Genomic DNA, 16124 nt, shown 5'->3' on the forward strand with positions numbered 1-16124 from the left:
CGATTTCACCTGGGGAGGGGTCATCGCAGGTGTCATTGAACTGGCATCACTGAACTGGAAAGGCAAACCAATGCAGCGTCTGTATCGGAAACGCATCGTTCTCGGCGTCGGCGGCGGCATTGCCGCCTACAAGAGCGCAGAGTTGGTTCGCAGGCTCCTGGACCAGGGCGCCGAGGTGCGCGTGGTCATGACCCGTGGTGGCAGTGAGTTCATCACCCCGCTGACCATGCAAGCGTTGTCCGGCCACCCGGTTCACCTCGACCTGCTGGACCCGGCCGCCGAAGCCGCCATGGGCCATATCGAACTGGCCAAATGGGCCGACCTGGTGCTGATAGCCCCGGCCACTGCCGACCTGATCGCCCGCCTGGCCCAGGGCATTGCCGATGACCTGCTCACCACCCTGGTATTGGCCACCGACGCCACCGTCGCTATCGCACCGGCCATGAACCAGGCCATGTGGCGCGATCCGGCCACCCAGGCCAATACCCAACTCCTGCAAACCCGCGGCCTCAAGGTGTTCGGCCCGGCTTCCGGCAGCCAGGCCTGCGGCGACGTCGGCCTGGGCCGCATGCTCGAAGCCACGGACCTGGCGCAGTGCGCCGCCGAGTGCTTCCAGCATCTGGCCCTGACCGGCAAGCACGTGCTGATCACCGCCGGCCCGACCCAGGAAAACATCGACCCGGTGCGCTACATCACCAACCATAGCTCAGGAAAAATGGGCTTCGCGTTGGCAGAAGCCGCGGTCGAGGCAGGCGCACGGGTCACACTGATCACCGGCCCGGTACATTTGCCGACCCCTGATCGCGTTACGCGGATCGACGTAGTCAGCGCCCGGGACATGTTGGCGGCCTGCGAAGCCGCCATTCCCTGCGACCTGTTTATCGCCTCGGCAGCGGTTGCGGATTACCGACCCGAGGTCGTGGCCCCGCAGAAGCTCAAGAAAGACCCTACGAGCGGCGACGGCCTGCTCCTGCAAATGGTGCGTAACCCGGACATTCTGGCCACCATCGCTACCCGTGCGGACCGTCCGTTCAGCGTCGGCTTCGCTGCCGAGACCGAGCACCTGCTGGACTACGCCGCACGCAAACTGAAAGACAAAAACCTCGACCTGATCGTTGCCAATGATGTCGCCAACCCGAGCATCGGCTTCAACAGCGAGGAAAATGCGTGCAGCGTGATCGACCGTGAACTGCACGCCACCCTTTTCGCCCAGACCAGCAAGGGCAAGATTGCCCGCCAACTGATCTCTTTTATCGCCCAACGGCTGAACCAGGTTTAATGTCCATGCACGCTTTGCAAGCCAAGATTCTCGACCCACGCCTCGGCAACGACTTTCCGCTGCCGGCCTACGCCACGCCGGGCTCCGCCGGCCTGGACCTGCGCGCCATGCTCAAGCAAGACACCGTCCTTGAGCCGGGCCAGACCATCCTGATTCCCACTGGCCTGTCGATCTATGTCGGCGATCCTGGCCTGGCGGCGCTGATCCTGCCGCGCTCCGGCCTGGGTCACAAACATGGCATCGTGCTCGGCAACCTGGTCGGCCTGATCGACTCCGACTACCAGGGCGAGTTGATGGTGTCGTGCTGGAACCGTGGCCAGACTGCTTTCAACATCGCCGTCGGCGAGCGCATTGCCCAGTTGGTATTGGTGCCGGTGGTGCAGGCGCATTTCGAATTGGTACAGGAATTCGACGAAACCCAACGTGGTGCAGGCGGTTTTGGGCATTCCGGCAGTCACTGACTAAGCTGAACGTGGCCGGGCGCAATCGCCCGGCCACGCACCGCCGCCCGGCCTTTCAGGATAAAGAATGCGCGGAAATGATCATCGAGATTTCTATAATGAAATCAAAGGATTACGTAAAAATAATGCCGAGACCGAAGCGCCGATGGCATTTTTACACCACGAACTCTCTGCCGAAAACGCCGTCATACCCTTCAGTTTGAGCCTGCCGGCCAGCCACATCAGGCCCGCCTTGCCCCCTTTCAGATGGAGTTTCCCCCGCGATGAGTACCGCAGCCCGCGTAGCCCCGACCTTTCCCGACAGCATTTTTCGCGCCTATGACATCCGTGGTGTGGTCCCCAAGACCCTGACCGCCGAAACCGCCTACTGGATCGGCCGCGCCATCGGCTCCCAGAGCCTGGCCCAAGGCGAACCCAACGTCTCGGTAGGCCGTGACGGCCGCTTGTCCGGCCCGGAATTGGTCGAGCAACTGATCCAGGGCCTGGCTGACAGCGGCTGCCATGTCAGCGACGTCGGCCTGGTGCCAACCCCCGCGCTGTACTACGCCGCCAACGTACTGGCGGGCAAATCCGGGGTCATGCTCACGGGCAGCCACAACCCATCGGATTACAACGGCTTCAAGATCGTCATCGCTGGCGACACCCTGGCCAATGAACAGATCCAGGCCCTGCACACCCGCCTGAAGACAAACGACCTAACCAGCGGCACCGGCAGCATCACCAAGGTCGATATCCTCCAGCGCTACTCCGATGAAATCACCCGTGACGTCAAGCTCGCCCGCCGCTTGAAAGTCGTGGTGGATTGCGGCAACGGCGCAGCGGGTGTGATTGCCCCGCAATTGCTTGAAGCCCTGAACTGCGAAGTGATCCCACTGTTCTGCGAAGTGGACGGCAACTTCCCCAACCATCACCCGGACCCAGGCAAGCCGGAAAACCTGGTAGACCTGATTGCCAAGGTCAAGGAAGTGGGCGCCGACGTCGGCCTGGCCTTCGATGGCGACGGCGACCGTGTGGGCGTGGTGACCGAAACCGGCGAGATCGTGTTCCCGGACCGCCTGTTGATGCTGTTTGCTCGAGACGTGGTTGCGCGCAATGCCAACGCCGAGATCATCTTCGATGTGAAATGCACTCGTCGCCTGACGCCATTGATCAAGGAATACGGTGGTCGCCCGCTAATGTGGAAGACCGGTCACTCGTTGATCAAAAAGAAAATGAAGGAAACCGGCGCGCTGTTGGCCGGTGAAATGAGCGGTCACGTGTTCTTCAAAGAACGTTGGTTCGGGTTTGACGATGGTATCTACAGTGCCGCTCGCCTGCTGGAGATCCTCAGCAAGGAGAAATCCACGGCCGAAGAGCTGTTTCAGACCTTCCCGAATGATATTTCTACACCAGAGATCAATATCCATGTGACCGAGGAGAGCAAATTCAGCATCATTGACGCATTGCACGATGCGCAATGGGGTGAAGGCGCCAACCTGACCACCATTGATGGTGTGCGAGTCGATTACGCCAAAGGCTGGGGCCTGGTTCGCGCGTCCAACACCACACCGGTGCTGGTCCTGCGTTTCGAGGCGGATACCGAGGCTGAGTTGCAGCGCATCAAGGACGTGTTCCACGCCCAGTTGAAACGTGTTGCCCCTGATCTCCAATTACCGTTCTGATTTTTGCCCGGAGCCCTGAATGACCCTCGAACGCGAAGCCGCTGCCAACACCGCCAAGGTCCTGTCCGAAGCGTTGCCTTACATTCGACGCTACGTCGGCAAGACGCTGGTGATCAAGTACGGCGGCAATGCCATGGAAAGCGATGAGCTGAAAACCGGCTTTGCCCGCGACATCGTGCTGATGAAGGCTGTGGGGATCAACCCCGTGGTCGTCCACGGCGGCGGCCCGCAAATTGGCGACCTGCTCAAGCGTTTGTCGATCGAGAGTCACTTCATCGATGGCATGCGTGTCACTGACGCGCAAACCATGGACGTGGTGGAAATGGTCCTCGGCGGCCAGGTCAACAAAGACATCGTCAACCTGATCAACCGCCACGGCGGCAGCGCCATCGGCCTGACCGGCAAGGATGCCGAGCTGATCCGCGCGAAAAAGCTCACCGTTACCCGTAAGACACCCGAAATGACCCAGCCGGAAATCATCGATATCGGCCAGGTGGGCGAAGTCATCGGCATCAACACCGATTTGCTCAACCTGCTGGTCAAGGGCGACTTCATCCCGGTAATTGCGCCGATCGGCGTGGGTGCTAATGGCGAGTCCTATAACATCAACGCCGATCTGGTAGCCGGTAAGGTGGCGGAAGCACTGAAGGCTGAAAAGCTGATGCTGCTGACCAACATCGCCGGCTTGATGGACAAGGAAGGCAAGGTACTGACCGGCTTGACTACCCAGCAGGTAGACGACCTGATCGCCGACGGCACCATCTACGGCGGCATGTTGCCGAAGATCCGTTGCGCACTGGAAGCGGTGCAGGGCGGCGTCGGCAGCTCGCTGATCCTGGATGGCCGCGTGCCAAATGCAATCCTGTTGGAAATCTTCACCGATACCGGTGTGGGCACGCTGATCAGTAACCGCAAGCGTCCTTGATCGCTGCAAAGCAAAAGGCCCCGCTCAATTGAATTGAGCGGGGCCTTTTGTTTGTAAACAGTTCACATGTGGGAGCTGGCTTGCCTGCGATGACGGCAGTACATGCAAAAATGCACCGCCTGACACACCGCTATCGCGGGCAAGCCCGCTCCCACAGGATTCAGTGTCAGACGCCGAACTGCTCGCGGTATGCACGCACAGCCGGCAAATGTTGCTTGAGCTGCGAGTCATCTTCCAGGAACTGCAACACCTGGTTCAACGACACGATGCTCACCACCGGAATGCCGAAGTCACGCTCCACTTCCTGGATCGCCGACAACTCACCGTTGCCACGCTCCTGGCGGTTCAAGGCGATCAGCACACCGGCAGCCTTGGCGCCGTCCTGGGAAGCGATGATCTGCATCACTTCACGGATAGCAGTACCCGCGGTAATCACGTCATCGATGATCAGTACATCGCCGGTCAATGGCGCGCCGACCAGGCTGCCACCTTCACCATGGGCCTTGGCTTCCTTACGGTTGAAACACCACGGCAAGTCCTGCCCGTGATGCTCCGCCAGGGCTACCGCCGTCGCCGCTGCCAGGGGAATACCCTTGTAGGCCGGGCCAAAGAGTACGTCGAAGGAAATACCGCTCTCAACGATGGCTGCCGCATAGAAACGGCCCAGCTGAGCCAGGGCCGAACCTGAGTTGAACAGGCCCGCATTGAAGAAGTACGGGCTGGTGCGCCCGGACTTGAGGGTGAACTCACCGAAGCGTAAAACGCCGCGATCGATGGCAAAACGAATGAAATCGCGCTGATACGCCTGCATGAAAAAAGCCTCAGATACCACGGATTTAGCTAATTGGGTGGACGGCGTGTATCATACACGCACGCGATTTTTGGGGCCATTTATGCGGATCATCAGTGTGAACGTTAATGGTATTCAGGCTGCAGTCGAGCGCGGTTTGCTCAGTTGGCTGCAAGCACAGAATGCCGACGTCATCTGCCTGCAGGACACCCGTGCCTCCGCCTTTGAACTGGACGACCCAGCCTTCCAACTGGATGGCTACTTCCTTTATGCCTGCGATGCCGAAGTGCCCACCCAAGGTGGCGTGGCTTTGTACTCGCGGTTGCAACCCAAGGCGGTCATCAGCGGCCTCGGCTTCGAGACAGCCGACCGCTACGGGCGTTACCTGCAAGCCGATTTCGACAAGGTCAGCATCGCGACCTTGCTGCTTCCTTCCGGGCAGAACGGCGATGAAGACTTGAACCAGAAATTCAAGCTAATGGACGATTTCGCCCGTTACCTGGATAAACAGCGACGCAAACGTCGCGAGTACATTTATTGTGGCTCGCTGTACGTGGCGCAACAGAAGCTGGATATCAAGAACTGGCGCGACAGCCAACAATCCCCGGGCTTCCTGGCGCCAGAACGCGCCTGGATGGACGAGATTGTCGGCAACATGGGCTATGTCGATGCTCTGCGTGAAGTCAGCCGCGAAGGCGACCAGTACAGCTGGTGGCCAGATAACGAACAGGCTGAGATGCTCAACCTGGGCTGGCGTTTCGACTACCAGCTGCTGACCCCAGGTCTGCGCCGGTTCGTGCGCAGTGCACGCCTGCCGCGCCAGCCGCGCTTCTCGCAGCACGCGCCGCTGATCGTGGACTACGACTGGACATTGACCATCTGAGGTCTTTTTCCAGGCACAAAAAAACCGACAGCAATGTCGGTTTTTTTGTGGCCGCTCGGTTACTTGACCAGGCGCCAGGTCCACGGATAGCGATAGGCAATGCCTTTGTTGGCCTTGATACCGGCGATGATCGTCAGTATCAACGCCCCGATCACCAGCACGGTCATCAGCAAGAAGCCAACGACCACGAAGCCCAGCAACAGGCACACCAGCCAGGCGATCGCCACGGTGATCTGGAAATTCAGCGCCTCCTTGCCCTGGTCATCGATGAGCGGGTCCATGTCCTTCTTGAACTGCCACAGGATCAACGGCCCGAGCAAGCTGCCGAAGGGGAATACCAACCCCAGAAATGCCGCAAAATGACACAACATTGCCCACTGGCGTACTTCCTTGGACGGTGCCGGAACCGGCAACTGGCTGTCATTCATGGCGTTTCTCCTTGGGCCGGCTCAGTCAGCCAGCGCGGCGTTCTGCAATTCAAAAATTTCGGTCATGCCTTTCTGGGCCAAGGCCAGCATGGCGTTCAGCTCAGCCGGCTGGAATGGCGCGCCTTCGGCAGTGCCCTGCACTTCGATGAAACCACCGGTGCTGGTCATGACCACGTTGAGGTCGGTCTCGGCGGCCGAGTCTTCCAGGTAGTCCAGGTCCAGCACAGGCTCGCCCTGGTACATGCCAACAGACACAGCGGCGATCATCTGCTTGAGCGGGTCACCCGCTTTCAGGCCGCCACGCTTCTTGATCACTTTCAGCGCGTCGACCAGGGCCACCATGGCGCCGGTGATGGACGCCGTGCGGGTACCGCCGTCAGCCTGGATCACGTCGCAGTCGACGTAGAGGGTGACGTCACCCAGCTTGGACATATCCAGAGCGGCACGCAGGGAACGGCCGATCAGGCGCTGGATTTCCAGGGTACGCCCGCCTTGCTTGCCACGGCTGGCTTCACGCTGGTTACGCTCGCCAGTGGCGCGCGGCAGCATGCCGTATTCAGCGGTCAACCAACCCTGGCCCTGGCCCTTGAGGAAGCGCGGCACGCCGTTTTCGACGCTGACAGTGCAGATGACCTTGGTATCGCCAAACTCGACCAGTACGGATCCCTCGGCGTGTTTGGTGTAGTTGCGGGTGATGCGGATCGAGCGGAGCTGATCGGCAGCGCGACCACTTGGACGTTTCATAGGGGATACCTGTACTGAGGACGAAAAACTGCCGAGCATTATAGAGCCGCAAGCCGGTTCGAGGCACTTCTAAAAAATTCGGTTACGAATGGTCAGGCGCTCGGCCATTGTTTTGGCGCACCCGCCCCACTGCGCTACACTCCTGCGCCTTCGCAGCCTGTCGGCTTCAATTTACCCATCAGCCCGTATTTGCGGGACTGCATCGCGAGGTACCTCCATGGTGCACAGCATGACCGCCTTCGCCCGTGTCGAAAAAGCCGGGGTTCAAGGCACCCTCAGCTGGGAACTGCGCTCGGTCAACAGCCGTTACCTGGAGCCGCACCTGCGCCTGCCAGAGTCATTCCGCGACCTTGAAGGCGCGGTTCGTGAAGCGCTGCGCCAGGGCATTTCCCGTGGCAAGCTGGAATGCACTCTGCGCTTTACCGAAGAAACCACCGGCAAGCCGCTGCAGGTCGACCGCGACCGCGCCGCCCAACTGGTGGCCGCGGCCGAAACCATCGCCGGCCTGATCAAACAGCCAGCCGCATTGAACCCTCTGGAAGTATTGGCCTGGCCCGGCGTGCTGGTGGCCGACGCGGCAGACCCACAGGCCTTGAATGCCGAAGCCCTCGCCCTGTTCAACCAGGGCCTGAAGGAGCTCAAGGCCGGCCGTGAACGCGAAGGCGCCGAACTGGCGCGCCTGATCAACGAGCGGCTGACCTCGATCGAAGCCGACGTAGTGACCCTGCGCGAATTGGTACCGCAGATGCTCGCCACCCAGCGCCAGAAGGTCCTCGACCGCTTCACCGACATGAAGGCCGACCTCGATCCGACGCGCCTGGAACAGGAAATGGTCCTGCTCGCGCAGAAGAGCGACGTGGCCGAAGAGCTCGACCGCCTGAGCACCCATATCCTTGAAGTGCGCCGCGTGCTCAAGTCCGGCGGTGCCGCCGGTCGGCGCCTGGACTTCCTGATGCAGGAACTCAACCGCGAAGCCAATACACTGGGCTCCAAGGCGTTCGACCCGCGCAGCACCACGGCGGCGGTCAACCTCAAAGTGTTGATCGAGCAAATGCGCGAACAAGTACAGAATATTGAGTAAGGCACCCTCCATGACCCACAGCACCGGCACCCTTTACATCATTTCCGCCCCTTCGGGCGCGGGCAAGAGCAGCCTGGTCAAGGCCTTGACCGACGCTGACGAGCAGATCCGCATTTCGGTCTCGCACACCACCCGCGCCATGCGCCCGGGCGAAGTGGACGGCGTGCACTATCACTTCGTCGAGCGTACCGAGTTCGTCAAGATGATCGAACACGGTGACTTCCTGGAGCGCGCCGAAGTGTTCGGCAACCTCTACGGCACCTCGCAGAGCCACCTGCAACAGACCCTGGACGAAGGCCACGACCTGATTCTGGAGATCGACTGGCAGGGCGCCGAGCAAGTGCGCCAGCTGATGCCCAAGGCGCGCTCCATCTTCATCCTGCCGCCATCGCTCCAAGCCCTGCACCAACGCCTGACCAACCGCGGCCAGGACAGCGATGAGATCATCGAGGGCCGCATGCGTGAAGCCGTCAGCGAAATGAGCCACTACGTCGACTACGACTACCTGATCATCAATGACGACTTTACCCACGCCCTGGATGATTTGAAGGCGATTTTCCGCGCCAACCAACTGCAGCAAAAGCGCCAACAGCAGCGTTTCGGCAAATTACTCGCCGAATTGCTCGGCTGATTGACTCTTCCCAAAACAGCTGCAAGGGCCTTACATTGGCACTTGTAGCGGTTTTGCGAAGGCCTGCGAAAAATCAGCGCTTCCCTAAACGCTGGTGATTTTTTAAACTGCTCAGTCCGCTCGCCCAACCGGGCAGCGCGCATCTTGCATTCGCTCCGAGGAATACCATGGCCCGCGTAACCGTTGAAGACTGCCTAGAACACGTGGATAACCGCTTTGAGCTGGTCATGCTCTCTACCAAGCGTGCCCGTCAACTGGCCACTGGCGGCAAAGAGCCTCTGGTCCAGTGGGAAAACGACAAGCCTACCGTTGTAGCCCTGCGTGAAATCGCTGAAGGCCTGATGAGCTACGAGTTCATCGCCAACGCCGAAATCGTTGAAGACGAACCGCTGTTTGCAGCGTTCGAAGGCGAGTCCAACGAGGACGTCTAAGCCTATGCCTGGTCGACGTAGCACGGCGCGGGGTCACAGCCATCGGCAGGAGTTCACACTTTGCCGAGCATAGACGCCCTCGCCGATCGCTTATCGGCCTACCTCGGCGCAGACCAGGTCAACCTGGTTCGCCGAGCGTATTTCTACGCCGAACAAGCCCACGACGGCCAACGCCGACGTAGCGGCGAGGCGTATGTCACCCATCCTCTTGCGGTGGCCAATATTCTTGCCGACATGCACATGGACCATCAGAGCCTGATGGCCGCGATGCTGCATGACGTGATCGAAGACACCGGCATTGCCAAGGAAGCGCTTAGTGCGCAATTTGGCGAAACCGTGGCCGAACTGGTCGATGGGGTCAGCAAGCTGACCCAGATGAACTTCGAGACCAAGGCCGAAGCCCAGGCGGAAAACTTCCAGAAGATGGCCATGGCCATGGCCCGAGACATTCGGGTGATCCTGGTCAAGCTGGCCGACCGGCTGCACAACATGCGCACGCTGGAAGTGCTGTCCGGCGAAAAGCGTCGGCGCATCGCCAAGGAAACCCTGGAAATCTATGCGCCCATCGCCAACCGGCTGGGCATGCACGCCATTCGTATCGAATTCGAAGACCTGGGCTTTAAAGCCATGCACCCCATGCGTTCGGCGCGCATCTACCAGGCGGTGAAGCGCGCACGGGGCAACCGCAAGGAAATCGTCAACAAGATCGAAGAGTCCCTGAGCCATTGCCTGGCGATTGACGAAATCGAGGGCGAGGTCAGCGGTCGGCAGAAGCACATCTACGGCATCTATAAAAAGATGCGCGGCAAGCGTCGGGCCTTCAACGAGATCATGGACGTCTATGCGTTCCGGATCATCGTCGACAAAGTCGATACCTGCTACCGCGTACTGGGCGCTGTACATAATTTGTACAAGCCCCTGCCGGGCCGCTTCAAGGACTACATCGCAATTCCCAAGGCCAACGGCTACCAGTCGCTGCATACCACCCTGTTTGGCATGCACGGCGTGCCGATCGAGATCCAGATCCGCACCCGCGAAATGGAAGAGATGGCCAACAACGGCATCGCCGCCCACTGGCTGTACAAGTCCAGCGGCGACGAGCAGCCCAAAGGCACCCATGCTCGCGCGCGCCAATGGGTCAAGGGCGTGCTGGAAATGCAGCAACGTGCCGGCAACTCCCTGGAATTTATCGAAAGCGTGAAGATCGACCTGTTCCCGGACGAGGTCTACGTATTCACGCCCAAAGGCCGGATCATGGAGCTGCCCAAAGGCTCCACGGCGGTCGACTTTGCCTACGCGGTGCACACCGATGTCGGTAACAGCTGCATCGCCTGTCGCATCAACCGGCGCCTGGCCCCGCTGTCCGAACCGCTGCAAAGCGGTTCAACGGTAGAGATCGTCAGCGCACCGGGCGCTCGCCCGAACCCGGCCTGGCTCAACTTTGTGGTCACCGGCAAGGCGCGTACGCATATTCGCCACGCACTGAAATTGCAGCGCCGCTCCGAGTCCATCAGCCTGGGCGAACGCCTGCTGAACAAGGTGCTCAACGGCTTCGACAGCGCCCTGGACAAGATCCCGCAAGAGCGCGTGCAAGCGATGCTCCACGAGTACCGCCAGGAAACCATCGAAGACCTGTTGGAAGATATCGGCCTGGGCAACCGCATGGCCTACGTGGTTGCGCGCCGCCTGCTGGGCGAAGGCGAACAGTTGCCGAGCCCCGAAGGCCCACTGGCGATTCGCGGCACCGAGGGCCTGGTGCTCAGCTACGCCAAATGTTGCACGCCGATCCCGGGCGACCCGATTGTTGGCCACTTGTCCGCAGGCAAAGGCATGGTGGTGCACCTGGACAACTGCCGCAACATCACCGAAATCCGCCACAACCCGGAAAAATGCATCCAGCTCTCGTGGGCCAAAGATGTCACCGGCGAATTCAACGTCGAACTGCGGGTTGAGCTGGAACACCAGCGCGGCCTCATCGCCCTGCTGGCCAGCAGTGTCAACGCCGCCGACGGCAATATCGAGAAAATCAGCATGGACGAACGCGATGGTCGCATCAGCGTGGTCCAACTGGTGGTCAGCGTGCACGACCGCGTGCACCTGGCCCGCGTGATCAAAAAGTTGCGCGCCTTGACCGGTGTGATCCGCATCACCCGCATGCGTGCATAACCGATCCATTACAAGGAGTCATTCATGACCAAGACAGTTATCACCAGCGATAAAGCTCCAGCCGCCATCGGCACTTATTCCCAGGCGATCAAGGCGGGCAACACCGTCTACATGTCCGGCCAGATCCCGTTGGACCCAAAGACCATGGAACTGGTTGAAGGCTTCGAAGCCCAGACCGTGCAGGTCTTTGAAAACCTCAAGTCCGTGGCTGAAGCTGCCGGTGGTTCGTTCAAGGACATCGTCAAGCTGAACATCTTCCTCACCGACCTCAGCCACTTTGCCAAGGTCAACGAGATCATGGGCAAGTACTTCGAACAACCTTACCCAGCCCGCGCCGCCATCGGCGTCGCCGCCCTGCCAAAGGGCGCACAGGTTGAGATGGACGCCATTCTGGTCATCGAGTAAAACACCCGGCGCAGCCCAAACAGGCTGCGCCGACTTCGTTTCAGAAGGATTTCGTAATGCGCAAAGCGCTTGTAGCCTCCTCGTTGCTCGCCCTGTTGCTCGGCGGCTGTGCCAGCAACCCCGCCGACCTGGATGTAAGCGGTACCTGGATCAACCAGGCCGCCATCGACGCGGCAGCCAAGGGCGGCCCTTTGCGTGAAGCCCTGCAGTCCTATGGCCCCAACCTCGAGTGGGAGGTCAACACCAAGGCCTTGCAGGCGCGCTACTACAACGGTTTTGAAGTGGCGGAAGGCAAGTTGTCGGGTGAAAAACCCGGCGCGTGGAGCGTGGACTTCTATGGCAGCTCAGCCACCGAACTCAAGCGCAAAGGCAGGCAACTGCTGCAAGTGGCCAACGACAATGAGCCCGAACAGCTGTTTGCTCGCGCCAAAGAACCCGCACCGGAAGGCGCGCCACTGGGCGCCACCTTCGAGCGCGCGCTGTATGCGGCCTATATGGGCGGCGACTGGAAGATCAGCGACGGCACCGGCAGCGGTGCCACGGTGCAGTTCCAGGCAGACGGCAAGGTCGCCGGCCTGCCGGGGGTTGATCGCTATTCACTCTGCCTGGCAGGCGATTGCGCCTCCATGAGCGGCGGCTACGACAGCATCTGGCTGCAACTGGACGGCCAGGGCAACCCATGGATCTTCACGCGCAAGGGTAAACAACTGGAGATCTTCCAGGCGATCAATACCGCGCAGGCCGATGAAGTACCTTCGTTTACGCCAGGCCCTCGCCAATGGTTGCTTGAGAAGTAATAAAAGCCTCGCCCAAATCCAAATGTGGGAGCTGGCTTGCCTGCGATGACGGTATTACATCCAACAAAGATGTGATTGATATACCGCTATCGCAGGCAAGCCAGCCCCCACATTTTTTGCCGCGCTTCAGCCTTTCAGAATCGCCGCATAGCCTTCCCGGTAAGTCGGGTATGTCGGCGTCCAGCCAAGCGCCTTGATACGTGCATTACTGCACTGCTTGCTCCCCGCACGCCGCACACTGGCGTCCTCGGCCCATTCGGTCACACCCAGGTACTCGCGCAACCAGGCCACCACCTCGGCCAGGGGTGCCGGTGCATCGTCAACGCCGATATAGACCTTGTCCAGCGAACCGCCCTTTTCCACATGTCGCAGCAAGAAGGCGAGCAGGCCCGCGGCGTCATCGGCGTGGATACGGTTGCCATACAACGGCGGGTCAACCGCTACGCGATAGCCTTGGCGAACTTGAGTGAGCAGCCATTCCCGACCCGGGCCGTAAATCCCGGTCAGTCGCACGATAGTCGCTGGAATACCGCTGTTGAGCGCCACCTGTTCAGCTTCCAGCATCACCTGCCCGGAATAGCCCTTCGCTTGCGTCTCGGACGTTTCGTCGACCCACTCGCCGTTTTGCTGCCCATACACACTGCTGCTGGAGACAAACAGCAAATGCTTGGGCGTCTGGCCGTAGTCTTCCAACCACTCCAACACATGCTGCAACCCTTGCACGTAGGCGGCGCGATAGCCGGCCTCGTCGTGGTCGGTGGCAGCGGCGCAGTACACCAGATAATCCACCCCGCCGATCGGCCAGGTGTCCGGGCAGTCCTTTTTGAACAGATCGCCGGCAATGCCGATCACGCCGTCGGGCAAGCGTGAAATATCGCGGCGCAGGCCGTGGACCTCCCATTCCGAGGCCAGCAATTGGCTAGCCAGCCGACTACCCACATCACCGCAACCGGCAATCACAACAGAAGGCGCAGACATCATAAAACTCCATTCTCAAAGGCGCAGATTAGCCGCGCGAGTGGATCAACGGCCAGTAAAAAGCGAAATAAAGTAACAGTGCCACTTTAGTTAACAAGAATTACTTGCAATAATAACCGCCCATTTGTCCTCGACCCTAAATGGTCTGGAAGGACGATCACCCATTTTTTCTCTCAGGTCCGGCCAGCATGACACGTCTTACAACCCCCGCTTCGCCAACCAAGCTTCACAGCCCCTCCCGCGCCTGGCGTGCGATTGCTGCGATGCTGTTCAGCGTACTGCTGGCACCGACCGCCGCATTCGCTGACGCCACTGCCCCAGCCGCTCCGGCAGCTGCCGAGCAAAATGCCGCTACTGCGGCAACGCCTGCCGTCGCGCCAGTGGCCACCGACCCGGCCCAGGCCGCCGGCGCCGCCGCACCTGCCGACGAAACCGGCGTGGTGCTGGAAGAAGACAACACCCTGGGCATGGCCCACGACTTGTCGCCATGGGGCATGTACCAGAATGCTGACGTGGTGGTGAAAGCCGTAATGATCGGCCTGGCCATTGCCTCGATCATCACCTGGACCATCTGGATTGCCAAAGGCTTCGAGCTGTTGGGCGCCAAGCGTCGTCTGCGCGCTGAAATCGTCCATCTGAAAAAAGCCACCACCCTCAAGGAAGCGAGCGAAACCGCGACCAAGAAGGGCACCCTGGCCAACCTGCTGGTGCACGACGCACTGGAAGAAATGCGCCTGTCGGCCAACACCCGTGAAAAAGAAGGCATCAAGGAGCGCGTCAGCTTCCGCCTTGAGCGCCTGGTAGCCGCCTGTGGCCGTAACATGAGCAGCGGCACCGGCGTACTCGCTACCATCGGTTCCACCGCACCCTTCGTCGGCCTGTTCGGTACCGTGTGGGGCATCATGAACAGCTTCATCGGCATCGCCAAAACCCAGACCACCAACCTCGCCGTCGTTGCCCCCGGCATCGCCGAAGCCCTGCTGGCTACCGCCCTGGGCCTGGTTGCCGCAATTCCTGCGGTGGTCATCTACAACGTCTTCGCCCGTTCGATTGCCGGCTACAAGGCCCAGGTGTCGGATGCGTCGGCAGAAGTCCTGTTGCTCGTCAGCCGTGACCTCGATCACCTGCCTACCGAGCGCAGCTCGCAACCGCACATGGTGAAAGTGGGGTAATCGGCCATGGGCCTGCATTTGAATCAAGGCGACGACGAACTCGTCGAGAACCACGAAATCAACGTCACGCCGTTTATCGACGTGATGCTGGTGCTGCTGATCATCTTCATGGTGGCGGCACCGCTAGCGACCGTGGACATCAAAGTGGACCTGCCCGCGTCCAGCGCCAAGCCGGCGCCGCGGCCGGAGAAGCCGATTTTCCTCAGCGTCAAGGCGGACCAACGCCTGTTCCTGGGCGAAGAAGAGGTCAAAGCCGAAACCCTGGGCCCGGTGCTGGATGCCAAGACCCAAGGCAAGAAAGACACGACCATCTTCTTCCAGGCCGACAAAGGCGTGGACTATGGCGACCTGATGAGCGTGATGGATGCCCTGCGGGCAGCCGGCTACCTCAAGGTAGGCCTGGTCGGACTTGAGACGGCAGCCAAGAAATGATCACGACGCGCCACAAACTGACGCGTTATGGCACCAGCCTCGCCGTCGTGCTGGGCGTGCATGCCGTCGCGATCATCATCGCGCTCCAATGGTCCGCGCCGCAGGCGATCCAGCTGCCACCCGCCGCCATGGTCATCGACCTGGCGCCGCTGCCAGCACCGCCGCCGCCTCCAGCACCGCCCAAGGTCGTTGCGCCGCCGCCACCACCGGTCGAAGAGCTGCCCCTGCCGAAGCTGGCCGAGGCGCCCAAGCCAACGATCCAGGTGCCCAAGCCGATCAAGCCCAAACCCAAGCCACAACCGCCAAAGCCGGTGGAGAAGAAGCCCGAGCCACCCAAGGAGAAACCTTCCGAGGAGCCGCCGAGCGAAACGCCGCCGAGCAACGCACCTGCGCAGAAGTCCGCCCAGCCTACGCCAGGCCCGTCGGCACAGCAGCTGGCCGCCCAGGCATCCTGGCAAAGCACGTTGTTGGCGCATCTGCAGAAGTACAAGAAGTACCCGCCCGGCGCCCAACGCAGTGGCAAGGAAGGTATGAACCGCTTGCGCTTCGTGGTCGATGGCGAAGGTAATGTGCTGTCCTACGAACTGGAAGGCCGCTCCGGCAACGCCGACCTGGACCGTGCAACCCTGGAGATGATCCGCAAGGCTCAGCCGCTACCCAAGCCACCCGCCGATCTGCTGAAAAACGGCAGCGTCGAACTGGTCGCGCCGTTCGTTTACAACATCGACAAGCGTCGCCGCTGACAGAGCACTGTGGGAGGGACTGGTGCCCTCCCACATTCGCTTTATTACTTCAGTAAAATTCCGACACTCCCCACTCAATCCCCAGCAAAGTTCTGATAACGTGCGTCTATCGATTGC

General features: G+C 60.5%; 17 protein-coding genes and 1 pseudogene. 14 read left to right on the forward strand and 4 right to left on the reverse strand.

What is annotated here, in order from left to right:
- The first annotated feature begins 70 nt into the window (after positions 1-70).
- From coaBC to argB, 4 genes and pseudogenes are all read left to right on the forward strand, one after another.
- Complete coding sequence (gene coaBC / locus JJD66_RS00625) at positions 71-1279, forward strand: bifunctional phosphopantothenoylcysteine decarboxylase/phosphopantothenate--cysteine ligase CoaBC (protein ID WP_054919730.1); 1209 nt, start codon at positions 71-73, stop codon at positions 1277-1279.
- Between the two features lie 5 nt (positions 1280-1284).
- Positions 1285-1740, forward strand: coding sequence for a dUTP diphosphatase (dut, locus tag JJD66_RS00630; RefSeq protein ID WP_054919777.1), 456 nt, complete (start codon positions 1285-1287; stop codon positions 1738-1740).
- A 254-nt stretch (positions 1741-1994) separates the two neighbouring features.
- Positions 1995-3401, forward strand: a pseudogene (locus JJD66_RS00635) (phosphomannomutase/phosphoglucomutase); the annotation flags it as partial.
- 19 nt (positions 3402-3420) lie between these two features.
- Positions 3421-4326, forward strand: a complete 906-nt coding sequence (gene argB / locus JJD66_RS00640) for an acetylglutamate kinase (RefSeq protein ID WP_003213275.1) — start codon at positions 3421-3423, stop codon at positions 4324-4326.
- Between the two features lie 166 nt (positions 4327-4492).
- On the opposite strand, the gene pyrE is transcribed toward argB, so the two are convergent.
- Positions 4493-5137: an orotate phosphoribosyltransferase gene (gene pyrE / locus JJD66_RS00645; protein WP_057975296.1), complete on the reverse strand. Its 645-nt coding sequence runs from the start codon at positions 5135-5137 to the stop codon at positions 4493-4495.
- A gap of 82 nt (positions 5138-5219) precedes the next feature.
- On the opposite strand from pyrE, the gene JJD66_RS00650 reads away from it, so the two are divergent.
- Positions 5220-5999 (forward strand): exodeoxyribonuclease III, encoded by a 780-nt coding sequence (locus JJD66_RS00650; RefSeq protein WP_003195493.1) that lies wholly within the window; start codon positions 5220-5222, stop codon positions 5997-5999.
- Between the two features lie 59 nt (positions 6000-6058).
- Here the strand turns inward: JJD66_RS00650 and JJD66_RS00655 are convergent, their stop codons facing one another.
- Entirely contained in the window at positions 6059-6427 is a 369-nt protein-coding gene (locus JJD66_RS00655; protein WP_003195495.1) for a DUF4870 domain-containing protein, read from the reverse strand.
- A gap of 21 nt (positions 6428-6448) precedes the next feature.
- Positions 6449-7171 carry a ribonuclease PH gene (gene rph, locus JJD66_RS00660; RefSeq protein WP_003195497.1) on the reverse strand — a complete coding sequence of 241 codons (723 nt, stop codon included), beginning with the start codon at positions 7169-7171 and terminating at the stop codon, positions 6449-6451.
- Between the two features lie 217 nt (positions 7172-7388).
- Here rph and JJD66_RS00665 point away from each other — a divergent pair, with 217 nt between their 5' ends.
- The 6 genes from JJD66_RS00665 to JJD66_RS00690 all read left to right on the forward strand — a co-directional run bounded on the left by JJD66_RS00665 (position 7389) and on the right by JJD66_RS00690 (position 12682).
- The gene (locus JJD66_RS00665) at positions 7389-8252 is read left to right on the forward strand and encodes a YicC/YloC family endoribonuclease (RefSeq protein ID WP_105228964.1); all 864 of its coding nucleotides are present in this window, start codon (positions 7389-7391) and stop codon (positions 8250-8252) included.
- Between the two features lie 10 nt (positions 8253-8262).
- The gene (gene gmk / locus JJD66_RS00670) at positions 8263-8883 is read left to right on the forward strand and encodes a guanylate kinase (RefSeq protein WP_019818119.1); all 621 of its coding nucleotides are present in this window, start codon (positions 8263-8265) and stop codon (positions 8881-8883) included.
- A gap of 167 nt (positions 8884-9050) precedes the next feature.
- Positions 9051-9314 carry a DNA-directed RNA polymerase subunit omega gene (gene rpoZ / locus JJD66_RS00675; protein ID WP_003195508.1) on the forward strand — a complete coding sequence of 88 codons (264 nt, stop codon included), beginning with the start codon at positions 9051-9053 and terminating at the stop codon, positions 9312-9314.
- Positions 9315-9374: 60 nt separating this feature from the next.
- Complete coding sequence (gene spoT, locus JJD66_RS00680; RefSeq protein WP_003195510.1) at positions 9375-11480, forward strand: bifunctional GTP diphosphokinase/guanosine-3',5'-bis pyrophosphate 3'-pyrophosphohydrolase; 2106 nt, start codon at positions 9375-9377, stop codon at positions 11478-11480.
- Between the two features lie 24 nt (positions 11481-11504).
- Entirely contained in the window at positions 11505-11885 is a 381-nt protein-coding gene (locus tag JJD66_RS00685) for a RidA family protein (protein ID WP_003176922.1), read from the forward strand.
- 56 nt (positions 11886-11941) lie between these two features.
- On the forward strand, positions 11942-12682 hold the full coding sequence (locus JJD66_RS00690) for a hypothetical protein (protein ID WP_105228965.1): 741 nt from the start codon (positions 11942-11944) through the stop codon (positions 12680-12682).
- 126 nt (positions 12683-12808) lie between these two features.
- Here JJD66_RS00690 and JJD66_RS00695 read toward each other — a convergent pair whose 3' ends face one another.
- Positions 12809-13660: an SDR family oxidoreductase gene (locus tag JJD66_RS00695; RefSeq protein WP_060763898.1), complete on the reverse strand. Its 852-nt coding sequence runs from the start codon at positions 13658-13660 to the stop codon at positions 12809-12811.
- A gap of 188 nt (positions 13661-13848) precedes the next feature.
- Between JJD66_RS00695 and exbB the strand changes: the two genes are divergently transcribed.
- Genes exbB through JJD66_RS00710 form a run of 3 tightly spaced genes read left to right on the forward strand, consistent with a single transcriptional unit; the run spans position 13849 to position 16007 of the window.
- The gene (gene exbB / locus JJD66_RS00700) at positions 13849-14832 is read left to right on the forward strand and encodes a tonB-system energizer ExbB (protein WP_105228966.1); all 984 of its coding nucleotides are present in this window, start codon (positions 13849-13851) and stop codon (positions 14830-14832) included.
- 6 nt (positions 14833-14838) lie between these two features.
- Positions 14839-15264: a TonB system transport protein ExbD gene (exbD, locus tag JJD66_RS00705; protein ID WP_003195519.1), complete on the forward strand. Its 426-nt coding sequence runs from the start codon at positions 14839-14841 to the stop codon at positions 15262-15264.
- Positions 15261-16007 carry an energy transducer TonB family protein gene (locus tag JJD66_RS00710; protein ID WP_200647412.1) on the forward strand — a complete coding sequence of 249 codons (747 nt, stop codon included), beginning with the start codon at positions 15261-15263 and terminating at the stop codon, positions 16005-16007. The genes exbD and JJD66_RS00710 overlap by 4 nt, the downstream gene beginning before the upstream one ends.
- Positions 16008-16124 lie beyond the last annotated feature (117 nt).

It is taken from the genome of Pseudomonas sp. MF6751 (genome assembly GCF_016613265.1).
Lineage (GTDB): Bacteria > Pseudomonadota > Gammaproteobacteria > Pseudomonadales > Pseudomonadaceae > Aquipseudomonas > Aquipseudomonas fluorescens_BV.

Bases quoted from the DNA above. Each gene is read 5' to 3' on its own strand.
- JJD66_RS00685 (WP_003176922.1), top strand. From the start codon at position 11,505: ATGACCAAGACAGTTATCACCAGCGATAAAGCTCCAGCCGCCATCGGC.
- exbD (WP_003195519.1), top strand. From the start codon at position 14,839: ATGGGCCTGCATTTGAATCAAGGCGACGACGAACTCGTCGAGAACCAC.
- JJD66_RS00665 (WP_105228964.1), top strand. From the start codon at position 7,389: ATGGTGCACAGCATGACCGCCTTCGCCCGTGTCGAAAAAGCCGGGGTT.
- JJD66_RS00655 (WP_003195495.1), bottom strand. From the start codon at position 6,427: ATGAATGACAGCCAGTTGCCGGTTCCGGCACCGTCCAAGGAAGTACGC.
- gmk (WP_019818119.1), top strand. From the start codon at position 8,263: ATGACCCACAGCACCGGCACCCTTTACATCATTTCCGCCCCTTCGGGC.
- JJD66_RS00650 (WP_003195493.1), top strand. From the start codon at position 5,220: ATGCGGATCATCAGTGTGAACGTTAATGGTATTCAGGCTGCAGTCGAG.
- exbB (WP_105228966.1), top strand. From the start codon at position 13,849: ATGACACGTCTTACAACCCCCGCTTCGCCAACCAAGCTTCACAGCCCC.
- coaBC (WP_054919730.1), top strand. From the start codon at position 71: ATGCAGCGTCTGTATCGGAAACGCATCGTTCTCGGCGTCGGCGGCGGC.
- argB (WP_003213275.1), top strand. From the start codon at position 3,421: ATGACCCTCGAACGCGAAGCCGCTGCCAACACCGCCAAGGTCCTGTCC.
- dut (WP_054919777.1), top strand. From the start codon at position 1,285: ATGCACGCTTTGCAAGCCAAGATTCTCGACCCACGCCTCGGCAACGAC.
- JJD66_RS00690 (WP_105228965.1), top strand. From the start codon at position 11,942: ATGCGCAAAGCGCTTGTAGCCTCCTCGTTGCTCGCCCTGTTGCTCGGC.
- rph (WP_003195497.1), bottom strand. From the start codon at position 7,171: ATGAAACGTCCAAGTGGTCGCGCTGCCGATCAGCTCCGCTCGATCCGC.
- pyrE (WP_057975296.1), bottom strand. From the start codon at position 5,137: ATGCAGGCGTATCAGCGCGATTTCATTCGTTTTGCCATCGATCGCGGC.
- rpoZ (WP_003195508.1), top strand. From the start codon at position 9,051: ATGGCCCGCGTAACCGTTGAAGACTGCCTAGAACACGTGGATAACCGC.
- JJD66_RS00710 (WP_200647412.1), top strand. From the start codon at position 15,261: ATGATCACGACGCGCCACAAACTGACGCGTTATGGCACCAGCCTCGCC.
- JJD66_RS00695 (WP_060763898.1), bottom strand. From the start codon at position 13,660: ATGTCTGCGCCTTCTGTTGTGATTGCCGGTTGCGGTGATGTGGGTAGT.